The sequence below is a fragment of the Neobacillus terrisolis genome, from assembly GCF_051233475.1.
Taxonomy (GTDB): domain Bacteria; phylum Bacillota; class Bacilli; order Bacillales; family Cytobacillaceae; genus Bacillus_BU.
Window position 1 is genome coordinate 223,970 of record NZ_JBKFGH010000008.1, and the last position, 20,432, is coordinate 244,401.

At 37.1% G+C, this 20,432-nt stretch carries 18 protein-coding genes; 6 read left to right on the top strand and 12 right to left on the bottom strand.

The window, feature by feature from the left end; genetic code table 11:
* Positions 1-181 precede the first annotated feature (181 nt).
* The 5 genes from ACI48O_RS06725 to ACI48O_RS06745 form a co-directional block, all read right to left on the bottom strand.
* Positions 182-1,987 carry a dynamin family protein gene (locus ACI48O_RS06725; RefSeq protein WP_435560967.1) on the bottom strand — a complete coding sequence of 602 codons (1,806 nt, stop codon included), beginning with the start codon at positions 1,985-1,987 and terminating at the stop codon, positions 182-184.
* Positions 1,988-3,790 carry a dynamin family protein gene (locus ACI48O_RS06730; RefSeq protein WP_435560968.1) on the bottom strand — a complete coding sequence of 601 codons (1,803 nt, stop codon included), beginning with the start codon at positions 3,788-3,790 and terminating at the stop codon, positions 1,988-1,990.
* 138 nt (positions 3,791-3,928) lie between these two features.
* Positions 3,929-4,309, bottom strand: a complete 381-nt coding sequence (locus tag ACI48O_RS06735; RefSeq protein WP_435560969.1) for a hypothetical protein — start codon at positions 4,307-4,309, stop codon at positions 3,929-3,931.
* A 281-nt stretch (positions 4,310-4,590) separates the two neighbouring features.
* Positions 4,591-4,953, bottom strand: a complete 363-nt coding sequence (locus ACI48O_RS06740; protein WP_435560970.1) for a hypothetical protein — start codon at positions 4,951-4,953, stop codon at positions 4,591-4,593.
* Positions 4,954-4,958: 5 nt separating this feature from the next.
* A complete protein-coding gene (locus ACI48O_RS06745; RefSeq protein ID WP_435560971.1) occupies positions 4,959-6,086 on the bottom strand; it encodes a ParM/StbA family protein in 1,128 nt (375 codons plus the stop codon).
* Between the two features lie 294 nt (positions 6,087-6,380).
* Here ACI48O_RS06745 and ACI48O_RS06750 point away from each other — a divergent pair, with 294 nt between their 5' ends.
* Entirely contained in the window at positions 6,381-7,931 is a 1,551-nt protein-coding gene (locus tag ACI48O_RS06750) for a multicopper oxidase family protein (RefSeq protein WP_435560972.1), read from the top strand.
* A gap of 861 nt (positions 7,932-8,792) precedes the next feature.
* Here ACI48O_RS06750 and ACI48O_RS06755 read toward each other — a convergent pair.
* From ACI48O_RS06755 to ACI48O_RS06765, 3 genes are read right to left on the bottom strand one after another with little or no spacing between them, the layout of a single operon-like run.
* Positions 8,793-9,038 (bottom strand): hypothetical protein, encoded by a 246-nt coding sequence (locus tag ACI48O_RS06755; RefSeq protein ID WP_435560973.1) that lies wholly within the window; start codon positions 9,036-9,038, stop codon positions 8,793-8,795.
* Between the two features lies 1 nt (position 9,039).
* Positions 9,040-9,711 carry a response regulator transcription factor gene (locus ACI48O_RS06760; RefSeq protein ID WP_435560974.1) on the bottom strand — a complete coding sequence of 224 codons (672 nt, stop codon included), beginning with the start codon at positions 9,709-9,711 and terminating at the stop codon, positions 9,040-9,042.
* 30 nt (positions 9,712-9,741) lie between these two features.
* A complete protein-coding gene (locus tag ACI48O_RS06765) occupies positions 9,742-11,118 on the bottom strand; it encodes a sensor histidine kinase (RefSeq protein ID WP_435560975.1) in 1,377 nt (458 codons plus the stop codon).
* 363 nt (positions 11,119-11,481) lie between these two features.
* Here ACI48O_RS06765 and ACI48O_RS06770 point away from each other — a divergent pair, with 363 nt between their 5' ends.
* From ACI48O_RS06770 to ACI48O_RS06790, 5 genes are all read left to right on the top strand, one after another.
* Positions 11,482-11,928, top strand: coding sequence for a PCYCGC motif-containing (lipo)protein (locus tag ACI48O_RS06770; RefSeq protein WP_435560976.1), 447 nt, complete (start codon positions 11,482-11,484; stop codon positions 11,926-11,928).
* Between the two features lie 204 nt (positions 11,929-12,132).
* Positions 12,133-12,864: an urease accessory protein UreH domain-containing protein gene (locus ACI48O_RS06775; protein WP_435560977.1), complete on the top strand. Its 732-nt coding sequence runs from the start codon at positions 12,133-12,135 to the stop codon at positions 12,862-12,864.
* Positions 12,865-12,902: 38 nt separating this feature from the next.
* Positions 12,903-13,589, top strand: coding sequence for a response regulator transcription factor (locus tag ACI48O_RS06780; RefSeq protein WP_435560978.1), 687 nt, complete (start codon positions 12,903-12,905; stop codon positions 13,587-13,589).
* Positions 13,589-14,965 carry a sensor histidine kinase gene (locus tag ACI48O_RS06785; RefSeq protein ID WP_435560979.1) on the top strand — a complete coding sequence of 459 codons (1,377 nt, stop codon included), beginning with the start codon at positions 13,589-13,591 and terminating at the stop codon, positions 14,963-14,965. The genes ACI48O_RS06780 and ACI48O_RS06785 overlap by 1 nt, the downstream gene beginning before the upstream one ends.
* 502 nt (positions 14,966-15,467) lie before the next feature.
* Complete coding sequence (locus ACI48O_RS06790; RefSeq protein WP_435560980.1) at positions 15,468-15,683, top strand: heavy-metal-associated domain-containing protein; 216 nt, start codon at positions 15,468-15,470, stop codon at positions 15,681-15,683.
* Positions 15,684-15,869: 186 nt separating this feature from the next.
* Here ACI48O_RS06790 and ACI48O_RS06795 read toward each other — a convergent pair whose 3' ends face one another.
* The 4 genes from ACI48O_RS06795 to ACI48O_RS06810 all read right to left on the bottom strand — a co-directional run bounded on the left by ACI48O_RS06795 (position 15,870) and on the right by ACI48O_RS06810 (position 20,309).
* Positions 15,870-16,109, bottom strand: coding sequence for a hypothetical protein (locus tag ACI48O_RS06795; RefSeq protein WP_435560981.1), 240 nt, complete (start codon positions 16,107-16,109; stop codon positions 15,870-15,872).
* 136 nt (positions 16,110-16,245) lie between these two features.
* Positions 16,246-18,042, bottom strand: a complete 1,797-nt coding sequence (locus ACI48O_RS06800) for an urease accessory protein UreH domain-containing protein (RefSeq protein WP_435560982.1) — start codon at positions 18,040-18,042, stop codon at positions 16,246-16,248.
* Positions 18,043-18,275: 233 nt separating this feature from the next.
* Complete coding sequence (locus ACI48O_RS06805) at positions 18,276-19,862, bottom strand: multicopper oxidase family protein (protein ID WP_435560983.1); 1,587 nt, start codon at positions 19,860-19,862, stop codon at positions 18,276-18,278.
* A gap of 75 nt (positions 19,863-19,937) precedes the next feature.
* Entirely contained in the window at positions 19,938-20,309 is a 372-nt protein-coding gene (locus ACI48O_RS06810; RefSeq protein ID WP_435560984.1) for a hypothetical protein, read from the bottom strand.
* Positions 20,310-20,432: the final 123 nt, after the last annotated feature.

Genomic DNA, 20,432 nt, shown 5'->3' on the forward strand with positions numbered 1-20,432 from the left:
GTGAAATTGAGCGGACACACATTCCGTTATTTGCATCGAAAATGGTGATTTCCCTTATTTATCGGACATACGATCCCTTATTTAGCATAAAGATCCCTCATTTGCTTGATTTTTTAACAAATAACGGACTTCATGTCCGCAAATATTCTCAAAATAGCGTTTTTTATTAAAATAAGGGATTCTATGTCCGGATAAAAGTATTCCCTAGCTCATTTAATAGATCCTGGACCATTTTTAGCTGTTCTTCGATTTCACAAAGATTACCCACATTCATGCTTTTCTGATCAAAAGGAAATGAAAGTTCATACGCTTTAAAGACTGCTTGGATCTCATTGTTAATATACGATTCTAATTCAATTAAATCTTTTCCCATTGCTTCTATCGATTTTTCTTGCCATACCTTTACTGATTCTTTAACCAGCTTACCTAACTTTGATTGCCAAACTGCCACTTCATAAAAATAAAACGATGCCTCTACAAGGACTACTGCGGCGGTAGTTGCTCTTGTTGATGCTGCTCCCAGTTTTCTTAAAAACCTGACAAACACAATATGAGTTTCTCTTGAAAAGATATGACTGAATAAGCCGCCAAACTTTATCGGTTCTTTTTTGACTTCCTTGGTTCCGGCTGCCCCACCGTTCCGACTGACGGAACCAGGAAGGGATTGTCCATTTAGACTAGGTGACACTTTATTTCTAATCGTATCAACAAAATTTTCATATTCTGAGCTTCCTAAGATTCCTTTATCTTCAAAGTTGGTTATGGCGAGATTTAAGATGGATTGAATTTCATCATTCAATAAATAAAATTCTTTTTCGATGACCGCATTTATCTTATTAGTTTGTTTTTTTGTTAAATTTGGCAATAGATGTGCTTTTACAAAGCCGGCACATTCTTGCTGGCTTGTCCACTTATTGGCGATCTTGATTTCTGTTTCAATTTCTTCAACGATCGTGTTCGCACTCTGAGAAAACAGCTCTTTGATCATATGTGAAATTCTATTAATCGAGGATTCTATTTTCGCTTCAATAAAGTTCCTGTTATCCACGAACTCCTTCAGTGCAGCTTCAACTTGTTGTCTTTCTGTGTCACTAACGAGAGTTGCAATTTTTTTATGATGTAAATAACGATAAACTTCATCAAGAAGGTTCTGCTGAAATGATATGAAATTGCTTCGCAATGCTTCCTGTCGTTCTGGAGAAACCACTTCTTTTCTGATGTCCTCCCAAAGCTTCTCCGCCTTTGGTAAAGGTTCCGCATCCTCTGAAACTGACATTTCACTTGGAACAATATAAACCGGTACATCCCTATGAATAAGGTCATTAACAGAGCAAGAGATTTCGTTTATTCTTGAATCAAGATTGGTCACAGAACCTGGTACTCGATTGATGACTAAATAGATCTTCACATCTTCTGGCAATAGTTCGTAAATGTATTCGAGAAATTCAGCATCACTTTTATTTACACCTGAACGATAATTGACCACGTAAACAATCATGTCACTACTTGAAAGAAGTGTTTTGGTGATTTCTTCATACTTAACTTGAATCGCCTCATACCCTGGTATTTCATATATACGTAATCCTTGTAATCCATTTGGAAAAGATGGGATCGATAACCGTAACCGACTATACTGTTCCGGCAAGTTAAAATTCAATTCTTGAAACTGTTCGAAAGTTATTGGAACTAATGTTGCTTCAGTTGTTACCGCATAAAATTTCTCAGCATCTAAGTCAGGATCAACCATTATTTCCACTATCGTTCCGGTTGTTGGCTGCGGCCCAATAGGTAGTATTCCCTTACCTAACAGTCCGTTGACTAAGCTTGATTTACCACTGCTAGTTTCCCCGACGAGGGTGACAAAACTTTCTGGATTCTCAATTCGTTCGCGCAAATATTGACATGCTTCTACGAACTCTTTTCTGTTTACACGTTGAATGAGTTGTTCGATCTTCTTCATGTTTTCTAAAATTTGCTGTGAATTCATTTACAAATTCACCTCCAAGGAAACTAAGAAGCCGATGTCCTCCTCTAATTGGCACCGCCTCTTCTCCAGTTCTACTTTAGATAAATCAACTTCTATCCTATTCTCTTCTCTCTTGAATGCTATTTCTCTTTCTTGATTTTCGATAAATAGTACTAAGGAGTGTTGAATTTGATTTTTAAACATATTGATTTGTTGTTTAATGGACAGGTTTAATCTTTTCTGAAAAGCTTGAATGGGCGACTCTAAATCGTGCATACTTGCCTTGCCCCGCTCTTTTTGCGCATATTCCATTGTCTCCTTACCAAACCAACCAGATAAGAGTGATAGACTTAAGCCTACAATTCCTCCGATGATCGTCCCAATCGGGCCGCCAAAAAAAATACCAACTTGTGACCCTAACGCAATTCCATAGAGAGTCCCACCAATCGTAATCGCGGGTACAAGGCCTTTCTCAAACTTAAATGCCTCTTTTTTTTGAATCATTACAAAGTCTAAAATCGAACCGTCCATATCAATAAATTTAAGTTCTCCAAGGCTTCCTTCTAATTGCTGTTTCATCTCTCGAAACTTCAAGTTCAACTCTTCGAGAAACTCTGAAGCTAATTCTCGTTGAATCTCGTAAAAAGCGATCGTTAATCGTTCTCCATCTACCACTTTGTTACCGGTTATATGCTTCATTTTCATTCGTAACTTTTTTTCCTGAATTCTACTTTGTTGATCAGCAAATTGACACATATCGTGCTCGTACTGTTGAAGCATTTTGTTCATTATCGATGTTTTTTCAAGGTGATCCGCCAGCAAATTGTCATAAATATTTTCCTGTTCCTGATATTTCTTATGTAACTCTCCTTCATCAAGTCGAACTTCTACTAATTTTTCTTGTAACTTCTCTTTTAAGCGAAAAAGTAGCAGCTTCAAGTCTTCAAAAAGTTGCTCAGATAATTCTTTCTTCCAATCTGCCGTTATTTTCAAAAGGGAATTTTCGACGATCTCTAATCCCGATTCGTTAATAAGGTCTTTTCGATCTTGCATTCGACCCGTTAAAGCTTGATAAACATTGACTATTTGAATATTGATTTCCTCGTTTGTATGATGTTTTATCGCAATTTCCTGTAACACTTGCTTATTATGCTTTAGTCCTTCCAGCACTTCCCTTTTACTTTCGTCGTTCCATTGATTTTGAATAAACCACGCTTTTGTTAACTTTGGCCAAACCGTACTTAAAAACACTTTTTCACTATTTGTTATTGGCGGAACTGTTCTAAGGAGGAAAATTGCTGCTGAAAGGTTTTCAATATAGCTCATTGTTGTCTTCGTATTTTTTTCATTCAGACTAAACACACCTGGTAAATCTACAAAAACGACACCATTCTTTAATATCTCGTTATTTTTATAAATAACAACGTGGGACACATTCTTCTTATTACTATAATTGTAGGCATTGTGGACAAATAGCTCTAGCTCTGATGCTTCATGAATAGACAATGGCTCTGACTTATCATTAAAATAAACTTCTATTTCTCTAGTATTGGATTCACTGTACCGTATTTCAACTGGGATACAGGTTGTTTCATCTACATCAACTGGAAGGACAATATCCTCCATTAATAAGGCATTTAGAAAACTGCTTTTCCCTGTTCCTTGAACTCCGAGAACTGGAACCACAAATTCATCCTTCTCAAGGTTTTGGAATTTATGAGAATAATAGTCTTTATAAGATTGAATTGTTCCATTTCCATCTATTAAAGGAAGGTATTGATCTGCCAATTTGTAAAATCGTTCCCTTGAAATTGAGGACATCATCGCAATCCACTCTTTCCATGAATTTAAAAAAGCAGAGTCACCTTTTCTATGGTAATCTTCTGCTTTTCTTAGTTTGCTATTAATCGGTCCTTTAACATAGGAGATCTCTTTAAAAAGATCCTTTCCCTCCCACCTTCATTAAAGTATTTTCAATTCTTCTTTTAACTGTTGTTCGATTTTATTAATCACCATGTCTACATTATCTTTCCCATGATTTTTAATTAACTCATAATGATTTAATACCACTTCAATCACTTTATTTGTCCATGTTAAAATCTTCTCTTCATTCACGAGATTTATATCGTAGGTTATAAAGATTGTTGCTAACTCATAATTAAATCGAACATTCTCTATGCCATGTAAAAGCTTCATTCCTTTAAGAATATATTGATCATATACTTTATACTTCTCTGGAACTTTTACTTTATCAGATAATTTCAATGTTAGTCTGCCTGGTAGATGGTGGAGTACTGTAAATTTTAAATACTGTTTGATCATGTATTTTGTTATATAAAACATTTACTATTCACTCCTTTCTCGACTCTACTTTTTCACAACACACTTTATTTTTATGCAATTTTCATGCCATTAATTATTACCATCGACTTTATTATGATTATTTTTGTAAAAATGGTGCCATTATACCCTTAACACTTATTTAATTCTGCTCAACATCCCCAAAGGATTTGTGTAAATCTTTACATATAGCTGTGCAATTTTGAACAGTTGATTTAAACAAAAAAAAGATCATCCAAGTAACAAACTGCTTGGGTGATCTTTCATAAATTTTTATAAATAGACTATCCTGCGAACTCATCAAGAAGGTCATCCAGTTGATCTGGCAAATCCTCCAGTGCGCTCGCTGCCTGCACCTGTGCCGGAACATAATAATTTTTATCTTTTAAAAGTTGTAGAACTTCCTCCATTTTCATCTCTAACCGATCTAAATTTACTGGATAACGGTCTCCATGAACATGATGGAAAACGACAGTCATTAACGCTTCGACTATGTTATTTTGCTCCTGATGCTCTTGAAAAAAACGAAACATTTCGGGAGTGACTTTTTGGAACTTGCCTGTTTCAATATGAACAAATTTCTCTGGTATCGTAAAGATTGTCAGTGTTCGTTTTTCGTCACCATTTTCCTTTGATTGCATCGACATACAACTCACACTTGTTTCGCACTGGCGACTTCTTTTTGCAAAATTCTTATGCCTTGTGCTTGTGCCAGAATCCACAACCCAAGAACATTTAACCGTTCAAGATGCTCAGGGAAGCTTAATTTCATCGGCTTTGTCCGTTTTTGATTCTCTGCTTCGATGTAATTCTTAGCAACTTTTACAGGACCGCCGATGCAAAAATAATGCTTTGCTTCTTGAAGGGCAACATGTTTCCGCTTTTGATCTATTAGATCTAAAAACTTTTCACTCATTTCGATGAGATGCGGTTCAATGCAATTGGTGATATTGACATCTTCTTGATCAATAACAACTTTCCAGTGCGAAGGTCCTCGCGCGATCCTTTTCTCCAAGCTGTACCTGGATGGAAATCGATAGCCTGTCCGATTTTCTACATCTTGAATGATCCGATCAAGATACGTATTTACTCCAAATATTTCTCCTTCAATTCCATCGACAATTTTATTGTTTCGAATTCCTACAAAGTCGGTACTATCACCGCCCATATCGGCAATTAAAATCGTTTCTCGCATGAGGTTTTCATCTTTAATTTTTAATGTATTCTCATCTCGAATAAGTGCAACATAAGCGGTTGAACCTTCAATTCCTACCAACACATTTGTTATATTAATTTGTACGGTGATATTGCTTCCACCTGGCACATAATGGAACGTTACGGTATGCTCCCCCTGCAGTTTCTTTTTTAACTCCTCGCGATCTCGTCGTACCTGTCGAGTTGGAAGTGCCGTTGCCACAACATCATATTGTTGTTTAATCGTTGTATCCCCTTTATTTTCTTGGACTGCATTATATGCCAGCATTGTTAATAGCAGAATAATCGAGCGATCCGAGGAAGCTTTTTGATTGTTTTTTGCAACACTTGACACATTCTCTTTCTCTGTCGCCGAAAATCCTACAAAGTACTGATGCTGACCCTGTAATACTGCATTGCTATTAATTTCTACGATTAGATTCTCAATAAAGTCCTGCTGTGCTGAGTCATAATACTCTACTCGATCTACGGTGCACCGTGCCAAAGCATTGGGCATAAAGTACTCACGACCATTTATAATCGCTTGAAAAAGAGAATTCCCCATGTCGATCGCCGCAAAATTCATTTTCAATTCCCCCCCCGAAATAATTTTCAAAATATTTTAACTTATCCTTCAATTCTATCAACTATGTCTACAACTGACAATTTCGTTTATTGAAGAATGGTGGACCTTCCTGTCGGTTAATGCCATTTTTCTTATGTGAATTTGTATTTTGTGTGAAAATTATCTTTTTTTTAGGCGCCACTGAAGCGATGTGATGTTTATCGTTGATTTTTTATTAGTTGATAACGAAATTCACACTTTCTACAAATTTGACATTTATTATCGGTCTTGTAGAAAACTTTGGGAGGTATTGTAATGAAGCTAAAATTTGCTCTATTATTTACTACTATTGCTCTCACTCTGGCTGCCTGTTCCTCAAATCAAAGCGAAAACGATAAATCAGAAGAAAATGGGGAGAAAAACAAGATAGAAGCTGTTGAAACAAGTGTGGCAAAATCAGATGGAAATGTAATTGACCTTGTTGCTAAAGAGGCCATTCTAAAATTAAACAGTGAGGTAACGGTAGATGCATGGACTTTCAACGGTTCTGTTCCTGGCACACAAATCCGTGTCACCGAAGGAGAAACCGTTAAAATAAAGTTGAAAAATGAATTATCTGAACCAGTCGCTATTCACTGGCATGGCATTCATGTACAAAACGACATGGACGGAATACCAGGTGTAACACAGAATGCGGTTCAACCAGGTGAAACATTCACATATGAATTTACTCCAATGGTACCAGGTACCTATATGTATCACACCCACCAAAATGCGGTAAATCAGCTTGATATGGGACTCTATGGATCTTTTATTGTTGAGCCAAAAGAAAAAACATATGACCGCGATTATACTCTAATGCTAGATGAATGGATCAGCAATCCTGAAGAATCAAATATGGAAATGTCAACGAACGAAAATGGTCATATGAATCACGGCGAGATGAGCGGAGAACACGGAGCCAGTTCAAACGAACATGATGGAAACGGCATGGGACATGACATGTCCGTATACGATATTTTTACCATGAACGGGAAAAGTGGGGACTCAATTGAACCATTAAAAGTGAAAGAAGGAGAAAAAGTTCGAATTCGGTTGGCGAATATTGGCTATGTATCTCACAACATTCACCTTCACGGGCATAAATTTAAAGTGGTAGCGATTGATGGACAAGAACTAAGTGAACCACAGGAAATCAAAGATCAATTAATCGCCATTGCTCCAGGTGAACGTTACGATATCGAGTTTTTAGCAGATAATCCTGGCAAATGGTACCTTGAAGAACACGGAGATGCAGGAGGTACAGCTGGAATGAAAGCGATCATTCAATATGAAGGAAATTCAGATTCAAAAGATAAATCTGATCAAAACAAGAATTTACCTTTATTCACTTTTAATAATTATGGCCGTTCCGAAGCAGGAAAGTTCACTTTGGATCAGAATTATGACGTTGAGTACACGATGAATCTTAATGGCAATAATGATAAGAACGTCTGGACAATCAACGGAAAATCGTTCCCGGATATCGATGGACTTAATGTAGAAAAAGGTGACTTGGTAAAGGTGAAATTAGTCAATAATTCACCAAAAGGTGTTGATCACCCGATGCATCTGCACGGACACTCTTTCCAAGTATTAAGTAAAAATGGAAAAACGGTCGAAGGATCACCCATTATTAAAGATACCATTAATTTAAAACCAGGCGATGAATATGTTGTCGCGTTTGAAGCTGATAATCCAGGAAATTGGCTGTTCCATTGTCATGATTTACACCACGCGACAGGCGGTATGGTGGATCTTATTAAATACAAAGGATTCCAACAAAGCTTTACACCTGATCCGGATGCAAACAATAAACCTGAATAAAACTTATCAGTTCTCATCAGAAGTAAAAATAAAACAGGTATGCGGAATGTTGAGCATACCTCTTTTATTTTTTGGAATGTCATTGTGTCCTTGGAATGTCCTTGAGGAGGGCTATTAAGGACAAAAGTCCATCCTTAACTCGTGAAAATGTCCTTGAGCAACACTCTCAAGGACAAAAGTTCTTCCTAAACTCGTAAAAATGTCCTTGAGCAACCCTCTCAAGGAAAAATCCTACTCCTGAACTCATAAAAATGTCCTTGAGCAACACTCTCAAGGACAAATGCTACTCCTGTACCCGTGAAAATGTCCTTGAACAAGCCTCTCAAGGACAAATCCTACTCCTGAACTCGTAAAAATGTCCTTGAGCAACACTCTCAAGGACAAAAACTCATCCTAAACTCTTGAAAATGTCCTTGAGCGACCCTCTCAAGGACAAAAGTTCTTCCTAAACTCGTAAAAATGTCCTTGAGCATGCCCCTCAAGGACAAAAGTTCATCCTAAACTCGTGAAATTGTCCTTGAGCAACCCTCTCAAGGACAAAAGTTCTTCCTAAACTCGTAAAAATGTCCTTGAACAACCCTCTCAAGGACAAAAGTTCATCTCCAGCACGTAAAAATGTCCTTAAGCAACCCTCTCAAGGACAAAAGTTCATCCTAAACTCGTAAAAATGTCCTTAAGCAACACTCTCAAGGACAAAAGTTCTTCCTAAACTCATAAAAATGTCCTTGAGCTACCCTCTCAAGGACAAATCCTACTCCTAAACTCATAAAAATGTCCTTGAGCTACCCTCTCAAGGACAAATCCTACTCCCGAACTCATAAAAATGTCCTTGAGAAACCTCTCAAGGACAAAAGTAAGAGATTATTTAGTTCTCTTTGTTTTAATCAACCAAACGACTCCATAAATCCCCAAAAAAACAATCGTAAATAAAAAGATTTGAATAAACATAAAAAACACATGATGAAGCATCATCTCTTTTCCCATCATCATGCCCATCGAACTTGGCGGGAACCAAACCATTCTTAGAACGAATATTAAAAATCCAATTCCAAGAAAAATAAAAAATATTGATAAGATTTTTGACAAAATGCCCTTCATGGCGTTCACCTTACTCCACTTTATATCCGATTCCCCAGACTGTTTTAATAAACGATTTGTCTATTCCAGCTGATTTTAACTTTTCCCGGAGATTTTTTATATGAGAATCGACGGTGCGATCCTCCCCTTGAAATTCAAGTCCCCAGACAATTTCAACTAGTTGTTCTCTAGTTAGCACTTTTCCTTTGTTATGAATAAGAGATTCAAGAATATCAAATTCTGTTTGTGTGAGGTTAATGGGTTGATCTTGGTATTTTACTACCCTGGCGGCTTTGTCGATTCCAATTCCTTTATATTTCAGGATATCATCCTCTTTGTTATTAAGATTTGCTCTTCTTAATAAAGCCTGGACCCTCACGATCAGCTCTGCCCCATCAAATGGTTTTACTAAATAGTCATCAGCTCCACTTGATAAGCCCGTTACTTTATCTTGAACAGTCCCTTTAGCTGTCAGCATGATGATGGGAACATTAGAAACTTCCCTTATTTTTTTGAGAGTCTCCCAACCATCCATTATAGGCATCATGACGTCAAGAATTATAAGGTCAAACTCTGAATGACGAACCTTTTGGAATGCTTCTTCTCCGTCCCCTGCTTCTTCTGTAGCAAAATTTTCATTAAGGTAAATGCCTACTAATTTCCGCATTTCGATTTCATCATCAACAATTAAGATTCTCTTCATTTTTAATCAACTCCTTAACAGCGAACTCTATTAGTTGCTCTTTAAATAAATGGAAAAAATAGAACCAACATCTTCTACACTGTTGACAAAAATTCTACCTCCATGGCCTTCAACAATCTGTTTGACTAAAAAAAGGCCGAGACCACTTCCTCCTGTCTTTCGAGTTCTTGATTTATCCACTCGATAAAAACGGTCCCAAATTTTAGGGATATCTTGACTTGGTATTCCAATACCCGTGTCTTTTATTTCAATAACGATCATTTCTTTTTGCTGATAAGATTTAACCGTGATTTCTCCTTTATCAGTATATTTAATCGCATTTTCGATCAGATTATAAAACACTTGTTCCATTCTCTGAACATCCATATACATTTCTGGTAAATGAATTGCTGTTTCGTCCTTAATCACAATTCCCTTCTCCAGCGCGGCTGGAATAAGATTGTTAATCACTTTTTCAATGATTATATGAACGTCAGCCTTTTCCCTCTTTAACTCAAATTTTCCAACCTGGAGCTTACTCATTTCAAATAAATCATTAAGAAGAAAGGAGAGCCGGTTGGCTTCTTTATTAATAATTGAAATATATTCAGCCTGTTCTTCTGAAGTCTTATACATTCCCTTACTAACGATATCGCTGTATCCCTTAATATAGGTCAATGGGGTTCGGAGCTCATGTGAAACATCCGCAAGAAAATCGTTTCTCGTATCCTCATATTCCTGGAGCTGTTCCCCTAAGCTTTGGATCGATTTGGCCAGTTGAGCTACTTCGTCATTACCTTTAATTAAGATGGTTTGCTCATACTCCCCTTTTGCCATTCTTTTCGTTGCATCCTTCATAATTAAAAGCGGTCTCGTTAGCTTCTGAGAGAGGATGCCGATCAGACCAAATGACAACAAGATTGTTCCGATAAAGGTAAAGAAGATTAATATTTTTAACACCAGGACAATTTCTTTAATGATCTTTGATGGATAATACATATATAAATGTCCATTATTTTTCCCAATTGATATAACAGCGATTAAGTAATCATGCTCATTCCAATCCTTCTCGATGACCTCATTTTTTTTAACTGTCCCATTTTCAAGAATATGACTTTTCATATCTTGATCAGGCTTCACCGAGGAAGCAATTATTTGATTTTTTGCATCGGTTATAAGAACAGCGGTTCTTGAACCTTTTTCCATTGTAACTACATGGTCAATCGTACTCTGATTATAGTTTGCCTCCAATATTTTGGCATGGTTGTTTCCCCTAGCAAGGAGATCCTGTGTCACATAATCAACAAAGATGTTCGTAAACACCCCGTATAAAACCATTTCCAAAATGAAGATCAACGCGAGAAATACAGAACTGAATAACAGGCCAAGCTTCAAAGATACACGATTGATTCTTTGAGTAAATTTCATTCCGATACTCCTGTATAATAGTAATTTCATTACCTTTTAGATAAACCTACCATATATACCTCAATTACATAAATTATAAGCGGAAATTTTCAAGAAACTATGGAGAAAACCGATCGTTTGATTTTCACTAAAAAAAAGAATTTAATATTATTTTTCAAAAATCCATAGTTTCTTCAAATTTTACAGTTATGGTCAAATATGGAGGTTTGAATTGGTTCAAATGGACTTACTGGATATATGCGTTAAGGATAAGATTCCTTGAATTAATTATTCATGAAACCGTACCAATTTGCACCTTTTCTAATGTAGTTATCTTGTTATAATAAAAACGATTACTTTACTACTAAGATTGGGGGAGACTAGATGAAAAAGTCAAAACTCATCGCCTTGACTGTTGCCCTAATTATGGGATTTCTACTAGCAGGCTGCGGCTCTAAAGAAGATCTTTCTTTAGATTCAAAACATAAAGAGCTTCCGGATTATGTGCAGAATGCCAAGGCAGAGGTTAAAGAAGCTTATATCATGGCAGCACAATATCCTGAGGCATTGGCATCTGTGCCATGCTATTGCGGATGTTATGAGATTGATGGACATATTAGCAATCTTGACTGTTTCGTTGATGGCATGGACTCAAACAAAGCCGTTACGGAATGGGACGCAATGGGAGTTTCCTGAGACATCTGTGTCGTGATCGCCCGTGAGGCGACTAAAATGTATAATGATGGCAAAGACTTAAAGGAAATCAACAGTGTGATAACTAAAAAATATGAATCATATGGTACGCCAACACCTACACCAGTACCAGAATGATCTGCTAAAGCTGTAAACTACCAAACATTAGAACTATGAAGGATGGATTCATGACATTTTGATGAATGTCAAAATCTATCCTTTTTCTATATTTTTTTAAAAAAAGTAAAGCAGTTAACTAGAACTGGATGGATCGTCCCATCTACATAATTTCATCATATAATCCTAGTATAATAAAATGGACAAACTATGCGGAGGAACATTATGTATCAAATCCTATCAGATATCAGCCAACTTCTGAGCAGTCCTTTCTTGAACATTATAAACGAGACAAAACAATTTCCCTTTTTGGCAAGCATTGTGTTAGGCCTAATCGGAGCCCTGGCACCATGCCAATTAACCGGGAATATTGGCGCGATTACCTTTTATGGCAACCGAAGCCTGCAAACAAGAAGTCAATGGATCGAAATTGGCTTTTTCGTACTAGGAAAAATTGTCGTCTTTTCCGTATTAGGAATGGCGGTCTGGATACTTGGACGCGAGTTTCAGGATGCCCTCCCTAATTATTTTTCTATCTTTAGAAAGCTTATGGGCCCACTATTTGTTATCATCGGGCTCGTGCTTGCTGGAGTGATTAAGCTGAGATGGGTTAGCGCTCTGACAAAATGGATCCCAACCAGGGAACGAGAAGGCAAGCTTGGCTCCTTTTTAATGGGTGTCAGCTTTTCGATTGCGTTTTGCCCAACCATGTTCGCGTTATTTTTCTTTACCTTGATGCCGATTGTTCTTACCTCCTCATATGGAGCCGTCTTACCTTCGGTGTTTGCCATTGGCACCTCCGTTCCCGTCCTTGTGTTTGCAGGGATTATAACCTATATCGGCCTTGACGGAGCCTTGCTGAAAAAAAGCAAGAAAATCGGAAATATGATACAAAAAACTGCTGCAGGTCTATTTATCATCCTTGGAATACTGGACACGATAACCTATTGGGCGTAAGCTCCCTGTAAAATGATGATTTCAACTGAGGTGAGAGAATGAAAAACATACTAATCATTGAAGATGAGGTAAAAGTATCGGAGGTTATTAAAGGGTATTTAGAAAAAGAGGGATATTCCGTTGATTCAACAGGGCTCGGCTTAGCTGGAATTGATCTTTTTAAATCAAAAAAATACCAACTAATTATCCTTGACCTCATGCTGCCAGACATCAGCGGCGAAGAAGTTTGTAAAATCATCAGAGAAAGCTCCAATGTTCATATTTTCATGCTGACCGCCAAAGGGGCTCTAAATGATCGAATTGAGGGCCTCAATATTGGCGCAGATGAATACTTAATTAAGCCATTTAGCCCGCGCGAGCTGACTGCAAGAGTGAATGCTCTGTTTCGTAGGTTAAATGATAAAGCGAATACTTCCCATTATCTCTTCGATGATGGCATCCTTCTTATCGATTATGAAAAAAGATCTGTAAAGGTAAATGGACTAGAAATTCCGTTTACCCCAAATGAATTCGATATATTATACGCACTTGTGACGAATAAAGGCAAAGTACTATCACGCGAACAGCTTATCGATAAAATTTTCGGGGCTGATTTTGGAGGCTATGATCGGACCATTGATGTCCACATTAAAAATATTAGAAAGAAAATTGAAGCGGACACAAAGAATCCCAAATATGTCGTGACAGTTATGAAGGTAGGCTATAAATTTGGCGGTGAAATATAGTGCAATCAATCCGGAAGAGATTAAGTATTTTATTCGTAGCCTGCTCGATTGCCTCCATCCTTCTCGTAACAATCTTTGTTAATATCACGATTAACAATAAGTTTAATCAATATATGGAAAATATTCAGGACAAAAGATACGACCGAATTGTTTCCTACTTTGCAGAAGCTTATAAAAAAGATGGAAAATGGAATCATGATACCGGAATCGAATTAATGCACGAAGCTTACATGGGAAATTACTGTTTAACCCTAAAGGATGATGATAAAAAGGTCGTTTGGGGGATGAATCCAGAAGAGCTCACCACTAGAGAGCATTTATCATCCATGTTTATGCAGGAAAACGGTGTATATAATACGAAGGATTTTGAAATCAAATCGGACGGGAAAGTCGTTGGCTATGTGGAAGTTGGCCAATACTCGTCTGTGCTTTTATCTGAAGAAGATGTTAACTTTAAAACGTCAATCAATAAAAGTTTAGTGGCCAGCGGAGCACTTACTCTCATTATTACTGTGATCTTAAGCCTCTACTATTCGAAACAGTTCTCGAATCCAATTAGAGAAGTGGCCAATATGTCGGTAAATCTATCACAAGGAAATTTCGACACAAAGTCCAGTACTGAAAGCAATATTGAAGAGTTAGACAATCTAAGAAAAAGTATTAATATTTTAGCTGAAAAATTAAAATACCAAGATTCGCTTCGAAAAAAATTAGTTTCCGATATTTCTCATGAGATCAGAACCCCATTAAATGTTTTACAAAATAATCTTGAAGCCATGATTGATGGGGTATTTCCGGTTACGACGGAAAGATTAAACCACTTAAATGAGGAAGTCATCCGATTTGGCCGCTTAATTAACAATTTAAATGTGTTAAAAGAATTTGAATCCGAGAGTATAAAACTTATTTATGAAAAAATCCGCTTAGATCAATTCATTACGGATATTTGTAAAGATTTTTATATGGCTGCTGAGAATAAAAGCATTAAGTTAGAATACTATATCGAGCCGGACGTGGACTATGCTATTACCGGTGATAAAGATAAACTTAAACAGGTGTTTATCAATCTTCTGTCCAATTCTCTCAAATTCACTCCAAAAAATGGGACGATTATTATTAATCTTTATGCAGATAATCATACTATTGTTGCAGAAGTAAAGGACAACGGAGTTGGGATCAATAAGCAGGATTTACCGTTTATCTTTGAGAGGCTCTACCGCGGTGATAAAAGCAGAAACCAAATAGAAGGTACCGGAATCGGCCTTACCATTGTAAAAAATATTATTGACCTTCATAATGCCAAAATAGATGTAGACAGTACTGAAGGCAAAGGAACAACTGTTAAGATTTACTTTGATAAAAACAGAAATAATTGATTTAGTGAGGATACTTTACGATATTTCTTTTATGTTTAGGTTATGTTTAAGAACAATGATTGATTTTTGGCACCCTGTTGATTGGAGCGGAAGGTGCGAGACTCCTGCGGGAGAAGGTGTCACGGGAGACCCCACAGGCGCTATGGCGCCGAGGAGAAGGAAAAGCGGAAGCGGCTTGCCCAGGGGCGACAGGCATAAGACGAGCCGGCATGAAGGTCGTTCTTTGACCTTCTTGACGGATTGGCTTATGACCCCGAGCCCCTAGCCGCTGTAGCTAGACAGGCTCCCGGACTCCCCCGCGGAAAGCGAGCACCTGCAGCGTAAATCAACAGCCAAATTTAACTGAGAAAATAATTATTTATTAACCTGTGGCAAAAAAATGAAATTCTTTATTTCTTCACACGTTCTACATAATATTCCATTAATATAGGGTTAGTACCATCATAAGTTATCTCTACATTAGATCAACTAGATAAAGCCAAACTATAGGAGGATATCAAACATGACCAAAAAAATATTAATCGAAGGTATGAGCTGCGATCATTGTATTAAACATGTTACCAATGCATTAACGGAACTTGATGGCGTAACCAATGTAGATGTGAATTTAAAAGGAAACTATGCTACTCTATCAGCAAACACTGAAGTAAGCGACGAAGCTATTAAAGCTGCTTTAGATGATGCTGGATATGATGTAGTTGGAATAGAAGTACTATAAAACATAATGAACAAGTGCCCCAAAGTAAACTTTAACGGGTTCTCTTTTAAGGTGCAATTAAACTAAATAGCAAGGCAAATAGGGTATGAAATCCATATAAGGTTTCATACCTTATTTATTATTGTTTTTTCAGGTAAGCAAAAAAGACAAAAAAATAAAGCACCCGTTTTTACCGTGCTTTAATCTTTAATTTTCAATTCGTTTTTCAAGATTAAAAAGTCGTTTGTCCATTTCAGTTAATCTGTTGTTTAGATACTCAACTTCAAAATCCGTTTTCTTTTTAGTTACTTTCAACATTCCAACCACATCTTCTGCTTGTGAAGCTTCAATTCTGTTTACCGTTCCTTTGACTTCATGGATGTCTGTTTTTACTTCTTTTAGATCCTTTTGTAGTTCCATTAAGATTTCTAAAATTTGTTTCTCCATTCCATTTCACCCCATCTGTTTTATTATAAGGTATTTTTATATTCCCTACCATTTATATTGTGAATTTAAGAGAGTTTATGTAAATAAAAAATGAACGCCTTGATTTTTCCATAATCAAAGCGTTCATTATAACCTTTTATTGAAGATACTTAGTTCTAATCTCTTCTACATCGACCGAATCCAAATTGTCGACTGTTTCAACAATCCCTAGTATTTGTTCACCTTGATAGATTCCATAAGCTCCTGATTGATCAATTTTGAACTCCACAGCTACAGTCCCTTTTTGACCATCAAACTTCGTAATGGTTTCCTTCGTGACTGCGTTCGCGATCGTAAATTCTTCATCAGGAGTATCAAATTCCGTTAAGTCCAAAGACATCTTCACTGCAACACCATTTTTTGCGACCATAATCAACGGCTCTAACTCATAACCAATTCCTTTGATCGCCAGTGTTTGCTCATTCTCATTAACCACTTGTGCAACTTTTACTAAACGGTCCGTTGCCACTTTCGTAATATCATCGCCGTAAATGCTAGGCGTTGAAGGAGCAGAAGATTCAGTTGCATTGGAAGCACCTTTTGACGCATCATCCGCAGAAACATCGCTGCTTGAAGCAGATACTGTCTCCAAATCATCGACAACCTTAATCGTTCCGCGAATCATCCCCATCCAACAGCTAAATGCAAGGTCCTTATCTTCAGGAGTAAATTCAATCGTGTTTAATCCGCTTTGAAGCTTTTGTTGGATATTTAAATCTGGAATAACAATCGTGTTATTACAGCCTGAAAGCTCCTTGCCATCAACAACCCATTTAACGGGTAGACCTTTCTGGACATAAATCTCATTAGGATTATAACCGCTATAGCTTGCTGTCATATTTACATATTGGACACCATCTTTAACCGTCGCTTTAATAGAATTAGCTGATGCAACATTATCCGTACCAAATGCACCAAGATCCTTTAAAAATGATGTCGGGCTTACATTCATACCAGCAAGAGCTAGACCTCTATTACTCATAATAAGTCCGAGAACAATAATGAGTACACCACTATATTTCAAAAGTTTCTTTGTATACCCTTTACTTAATAAACCCGAAACGGCACCAAAAGTTAGCATAAGCGGAACGGTACCAAGAGCGAACATAAACATCGATAATGCACCCGCAAAGGCGCTTCCTGTTCCTAAAGCAAAGATTTGCATTGTTTGCAAAGGTCCACAAGGCATTAATCCGTTTAGAAATCCTACTAGCAATGGTGTTCTAGGCTTAGCCTGGAGCTTACAAACAGAAGCTGGCAATTTAATTTGAAACTTTCTAAAAGCACTAAACCCTGCCATATTAAAGCCCATCATAATCATGAAAACACCGGCAAAGATTTGCATACCCGCCTGAGCTGTCAGGGAAAGGGAAAATACTGAACCGATTGCCCCGACAATACCACCTAAAATCGTGTAGGAGACAACTCTTCCCAGATTATAAAGGAGCGCTGGCTTCATTGCTTCAAATTTGTTTTTGCCTTCTGTTTTCAAGCTTTGCGAAAGCATAATCCCGCCGCACATGCCGACACAATGAATTGAAGTCAGAATACCAACCATAAACAAAACAGCATAAGAGGCATTCGTGAGTTTGGCCTCCATATTAAAGCCACTTGTATTCATACCGAGCAATGCGACTGCTGCAACGACGACTAAAATACCAATAAACTTATAATCTTTTCCGGCTTCAGTCGTATATCCCGCGCTTTTAATCGCATCTTTAATTTCGTCTTTACTGCATAATTCATCTTCATATTCAATTTCAGCGAATTGTCCACTAAAGTTTGCTTTTACTTTATATAAACCAACCAATTTATTTAAAGATCTTTCAACACGTTTTTCGCAAGATGTACAGGTCATGCCGTACACCGTGATCTTTTCCCTTCTTTTACTCATTTCGTTCACTACCTTTTCATGTTGATAAGTTTAGAAATCTATTTCATTACCTAAAGTATAGTAAATAGATATGTTGATGATATGAAGAAACGAGCAGCTAAAGTGAACAAATAATGAAACATAATAGAGTGTATAACGATTTAAGGATTATACCTTCTAACTATAAACCCCTCATAGAAAGAAATCTATGAGGGGTTTATGCAAGTTCTTCCATTCTTTTCCACTAATCCAGCCTACTCAGGATTATTAAATGTATCATTAGGATCCGGAGTATAGTTTGATTTAAAATCAATATATTCTAATTTCTGCATCATTCCCCCAGCGGCATGATGCAGCTCGTGGCAATGCTGAACCCACTTTCCAGGGTTATCTGCTTTAAAGGCAATCGTATAGCTCTCATCCGGTTTAATTAATAGGGTATCTTTTGACATGATTGCACCCGTTACAGCATCTCCATTCCTAGCAATCACCTGGAAGAAGTGACCGTGCAGGTGCATTGGGTGATCGACATTACTTTTATTTGTATAAGTAATTTGCACAAGATCATCTTTTGTTAATTTTAGTGTAGGTAGTTCATCAAAGGTGTTACCATTTAAAGTATATTTTAATGAACCATCTTTTATTTTTATCCCTAAGTCAATCTCGTAAATTTCATCGTAATCCTGTTGTAAAATAAAACTACTTTCAGATGGTGTACCGTAATTGGCAAAATCAACAAGTTCAAGCTCCGAAGGCTCCTCGGCAATAGAAATCTGACGATTACCATTTACGTATACTGGAATCTTGATTTGATTATTGAATTTATTATTATCGTGAAAATCAATATAAAAACTGTTATTTTGAGCTACTGTAAACTCAATATCATATCTTTCGCCCGGGGAAATCGTGACTAGCTTGTCCTTAACCAATTGGGCACCGTTAATATCTTGCCCATCCGTACTGACAATTTTTATATCGACACCAGGAATATGTACAGTGTGGGACCGGTAACCTGCATTAATAAATCGAAGTCTTACCACATCACCCTGATTAACATTTAGAGGAGTAATCAGTTCACCAGACTTCCCATTTACTGTAAAGATATTGTACATGTTTCGCATGCCCTCTTCTTCAGCTTTGCTTGCTTCCTCTGCTGATTTAAAAGTCTCTTTGGAATCTCCCATGCCCGGCATGCCTTCCATTGATTCCATGTCTTCGTTGCTTTCCGTCCACTCATCTAATATAAGAGCAAAGTCCTTATCAGGCTTTTTGCCCGTTTTCGGTTCAACGATTAATGCACCGTACAAACCCTTATCTACTTGGGTAGAACCCTCTTGATGCGAATGGTACCAATATGTACCCGGTACATCTGCGGAAAATTTATAAGTAAAGCTTTCCCCAGGCTTAATCGCATCCTGATTAATTCCGGGAACACCATCCATTGCCGTATTAAGCGGGTAACCATGCCAATGAATCGTTACAGGGTCGGGCAATATATTTTTCAAAGTAACTTCGACAAAATCGCCTTCTGTTACTCTTATTTCCTCTCCAGGAACTTTCCCATTATATCCCCAAATAGGTTTGAATTCGCCTTTCCTTATTTCAAGGGTGCCTTCTAATGCAATTAGGTTGAATTTTTTAATAGGCTGACCGGGTTTTGGACTGACAATATTTTCAGCATAGCTGTGTGTGCTTAGTACATTAGAATTTTGTTTATTGTCATCCATACTAGTCATGTTATCCATATTCTTTTTTGAATGATTATTAACATAAACAACAATCGACAAGCTTGTTACGATCAAGGCAAGCACGGATAAAATCGTAATTGTTTTTTTACTCAATGAATTCACATCCATTTATTTATTCATTTTAAAAAAAGTAAACCCGAGGGTTTACTTTTTTAATTTAATCAAGCTTTACATCATGCTCATTCCGCCGCCACTGCTGCCACCACTCATGCTGCCACTGTTGGAATTTTGCATTTGCATTTGTTGTTGCATTTGGTTTAACTGCATTTGCATTTGATTTAATTGAGTTTGAATGTCGCTTGATTGTCCGCTCATACCGTTCATGCTGCTCGTCCCGCTCATGTTGCCCATGCTATTCATATTCATACCGCTCATCGGAGTTGTCGTAGTACTTTGCATATTCATTCCATTCATATTTCCTTGCATGTTCATTTGGTTTTGCATATTCATATTATTAGTAGAAATGAAGCTTAAGATGAGAAAACTGATAATCAAACCTCCAAGTGAAAATGCACCTAATTTTAGCCATCCGTTAGTCATGTCGATTCCTCCAAATTATTTATGATTTTGATTTTATAAAAAATATTGTTGATTTTGTGATTGTACGAATTATGGCGTTAACCTTTCTACTGATTGGCAGATTAGCGGACACCAGTTCCGTTA

Coding starts and splice junctions, on each gene's coding strand:
- ACI48O_RS06795 (WP_435560981.1), bottom strand. CDS start 16,109: ATGGAGAAACAAATTTTAGAAATCTTAATGGAACTACAAAAGGATCTA.
- ACI48O_RS06800 (WP_435560982.1), bottom strand. CDS start 18,042: ATGAGTAAAAGAAGGGAAAAGATCACGGTGTACGGCATGACCTGTACA.
- ACI48O_RS06775 (WP_435560977.1), top strand. CDS start 12,133: ATGTATCAAATCCTATCAGATATCAGCCAACTTCTGAGCAGTCCTTTC.
- ACI48O_RS06765 (WP_435560975.1), bottom strand. CDS start 11,118: ATGAAATTTACTCAAAGAATCAATCGTGTATCTTTGAAGCTTGGCCTG.
- ACI48O_RS06745 (WP_435560971.1), bottom strand. CDS start 6,086: ATGAATTTTGCGGCGATCGACATGGGGAATTCTCTTTTTCAAGCGATT.
- ACI48O_RS06730 (WP_435560968.1), bottom strand. CDS start 3,790: ATGATGTCCTCAATTTCAAGGGAACGATTTTACAAATTGGCAGATCAA.
- ACI48O_RS06790 (WP_435560980.1), top strand. CDS start 15,468: ATGACCAAAAAAATATTAATCGAAGGTATGAGCTGCGATCATTGTATT.
- ACI48O_RS06780 (WP_435560978.1), top strand. CDS start 12,903: ATGAAAAACATACTAATCATTGAAGATGAGGTAAAAGTATCGGAGGTT.
- ACI48O_RS06735 (WP_435560969.1), bottom strand. CDS start 4,309: ATGTTTTATATAACAAAATACATGATCAAACAGTATTTAAAATTTACA.
- ACI48O_RS06760 (WP_435560974.1), bottom strand. CDS start 9,711: ATGAAGAGAATCTTAATTGTTGATGATGAAATCGAAATGCGGAAATTA.
- ACI48O_RS06810 (WP_435560984.1), bottom strand. CDS start 20,309: ATGACTAACGGATGGCTAAAATTAGGTGCATTTTCACTTGGAGGTTTG.
- ACI48O_RS06740 (WP_435560970.1), bottom strand. CDS start 4,953: ATGTCGATGCAATCAAAGGAAAATGGTGACGAAAAACGAACACTGACA.
- ACI48O_RS06750 (WP_435560972.1), top strand. CDS start 6,381: ATGAAGCTAAAATTTGCTCTATTATTTACTACTATTGCTCTCACTCTG.
- ACI48O_RS06725 (WP_435560967.1), bottom strand. CDS start 1,987: ATGAATTCACAGCAAATTTTAGAAAACATGAAGAAGATCGAACAACTC.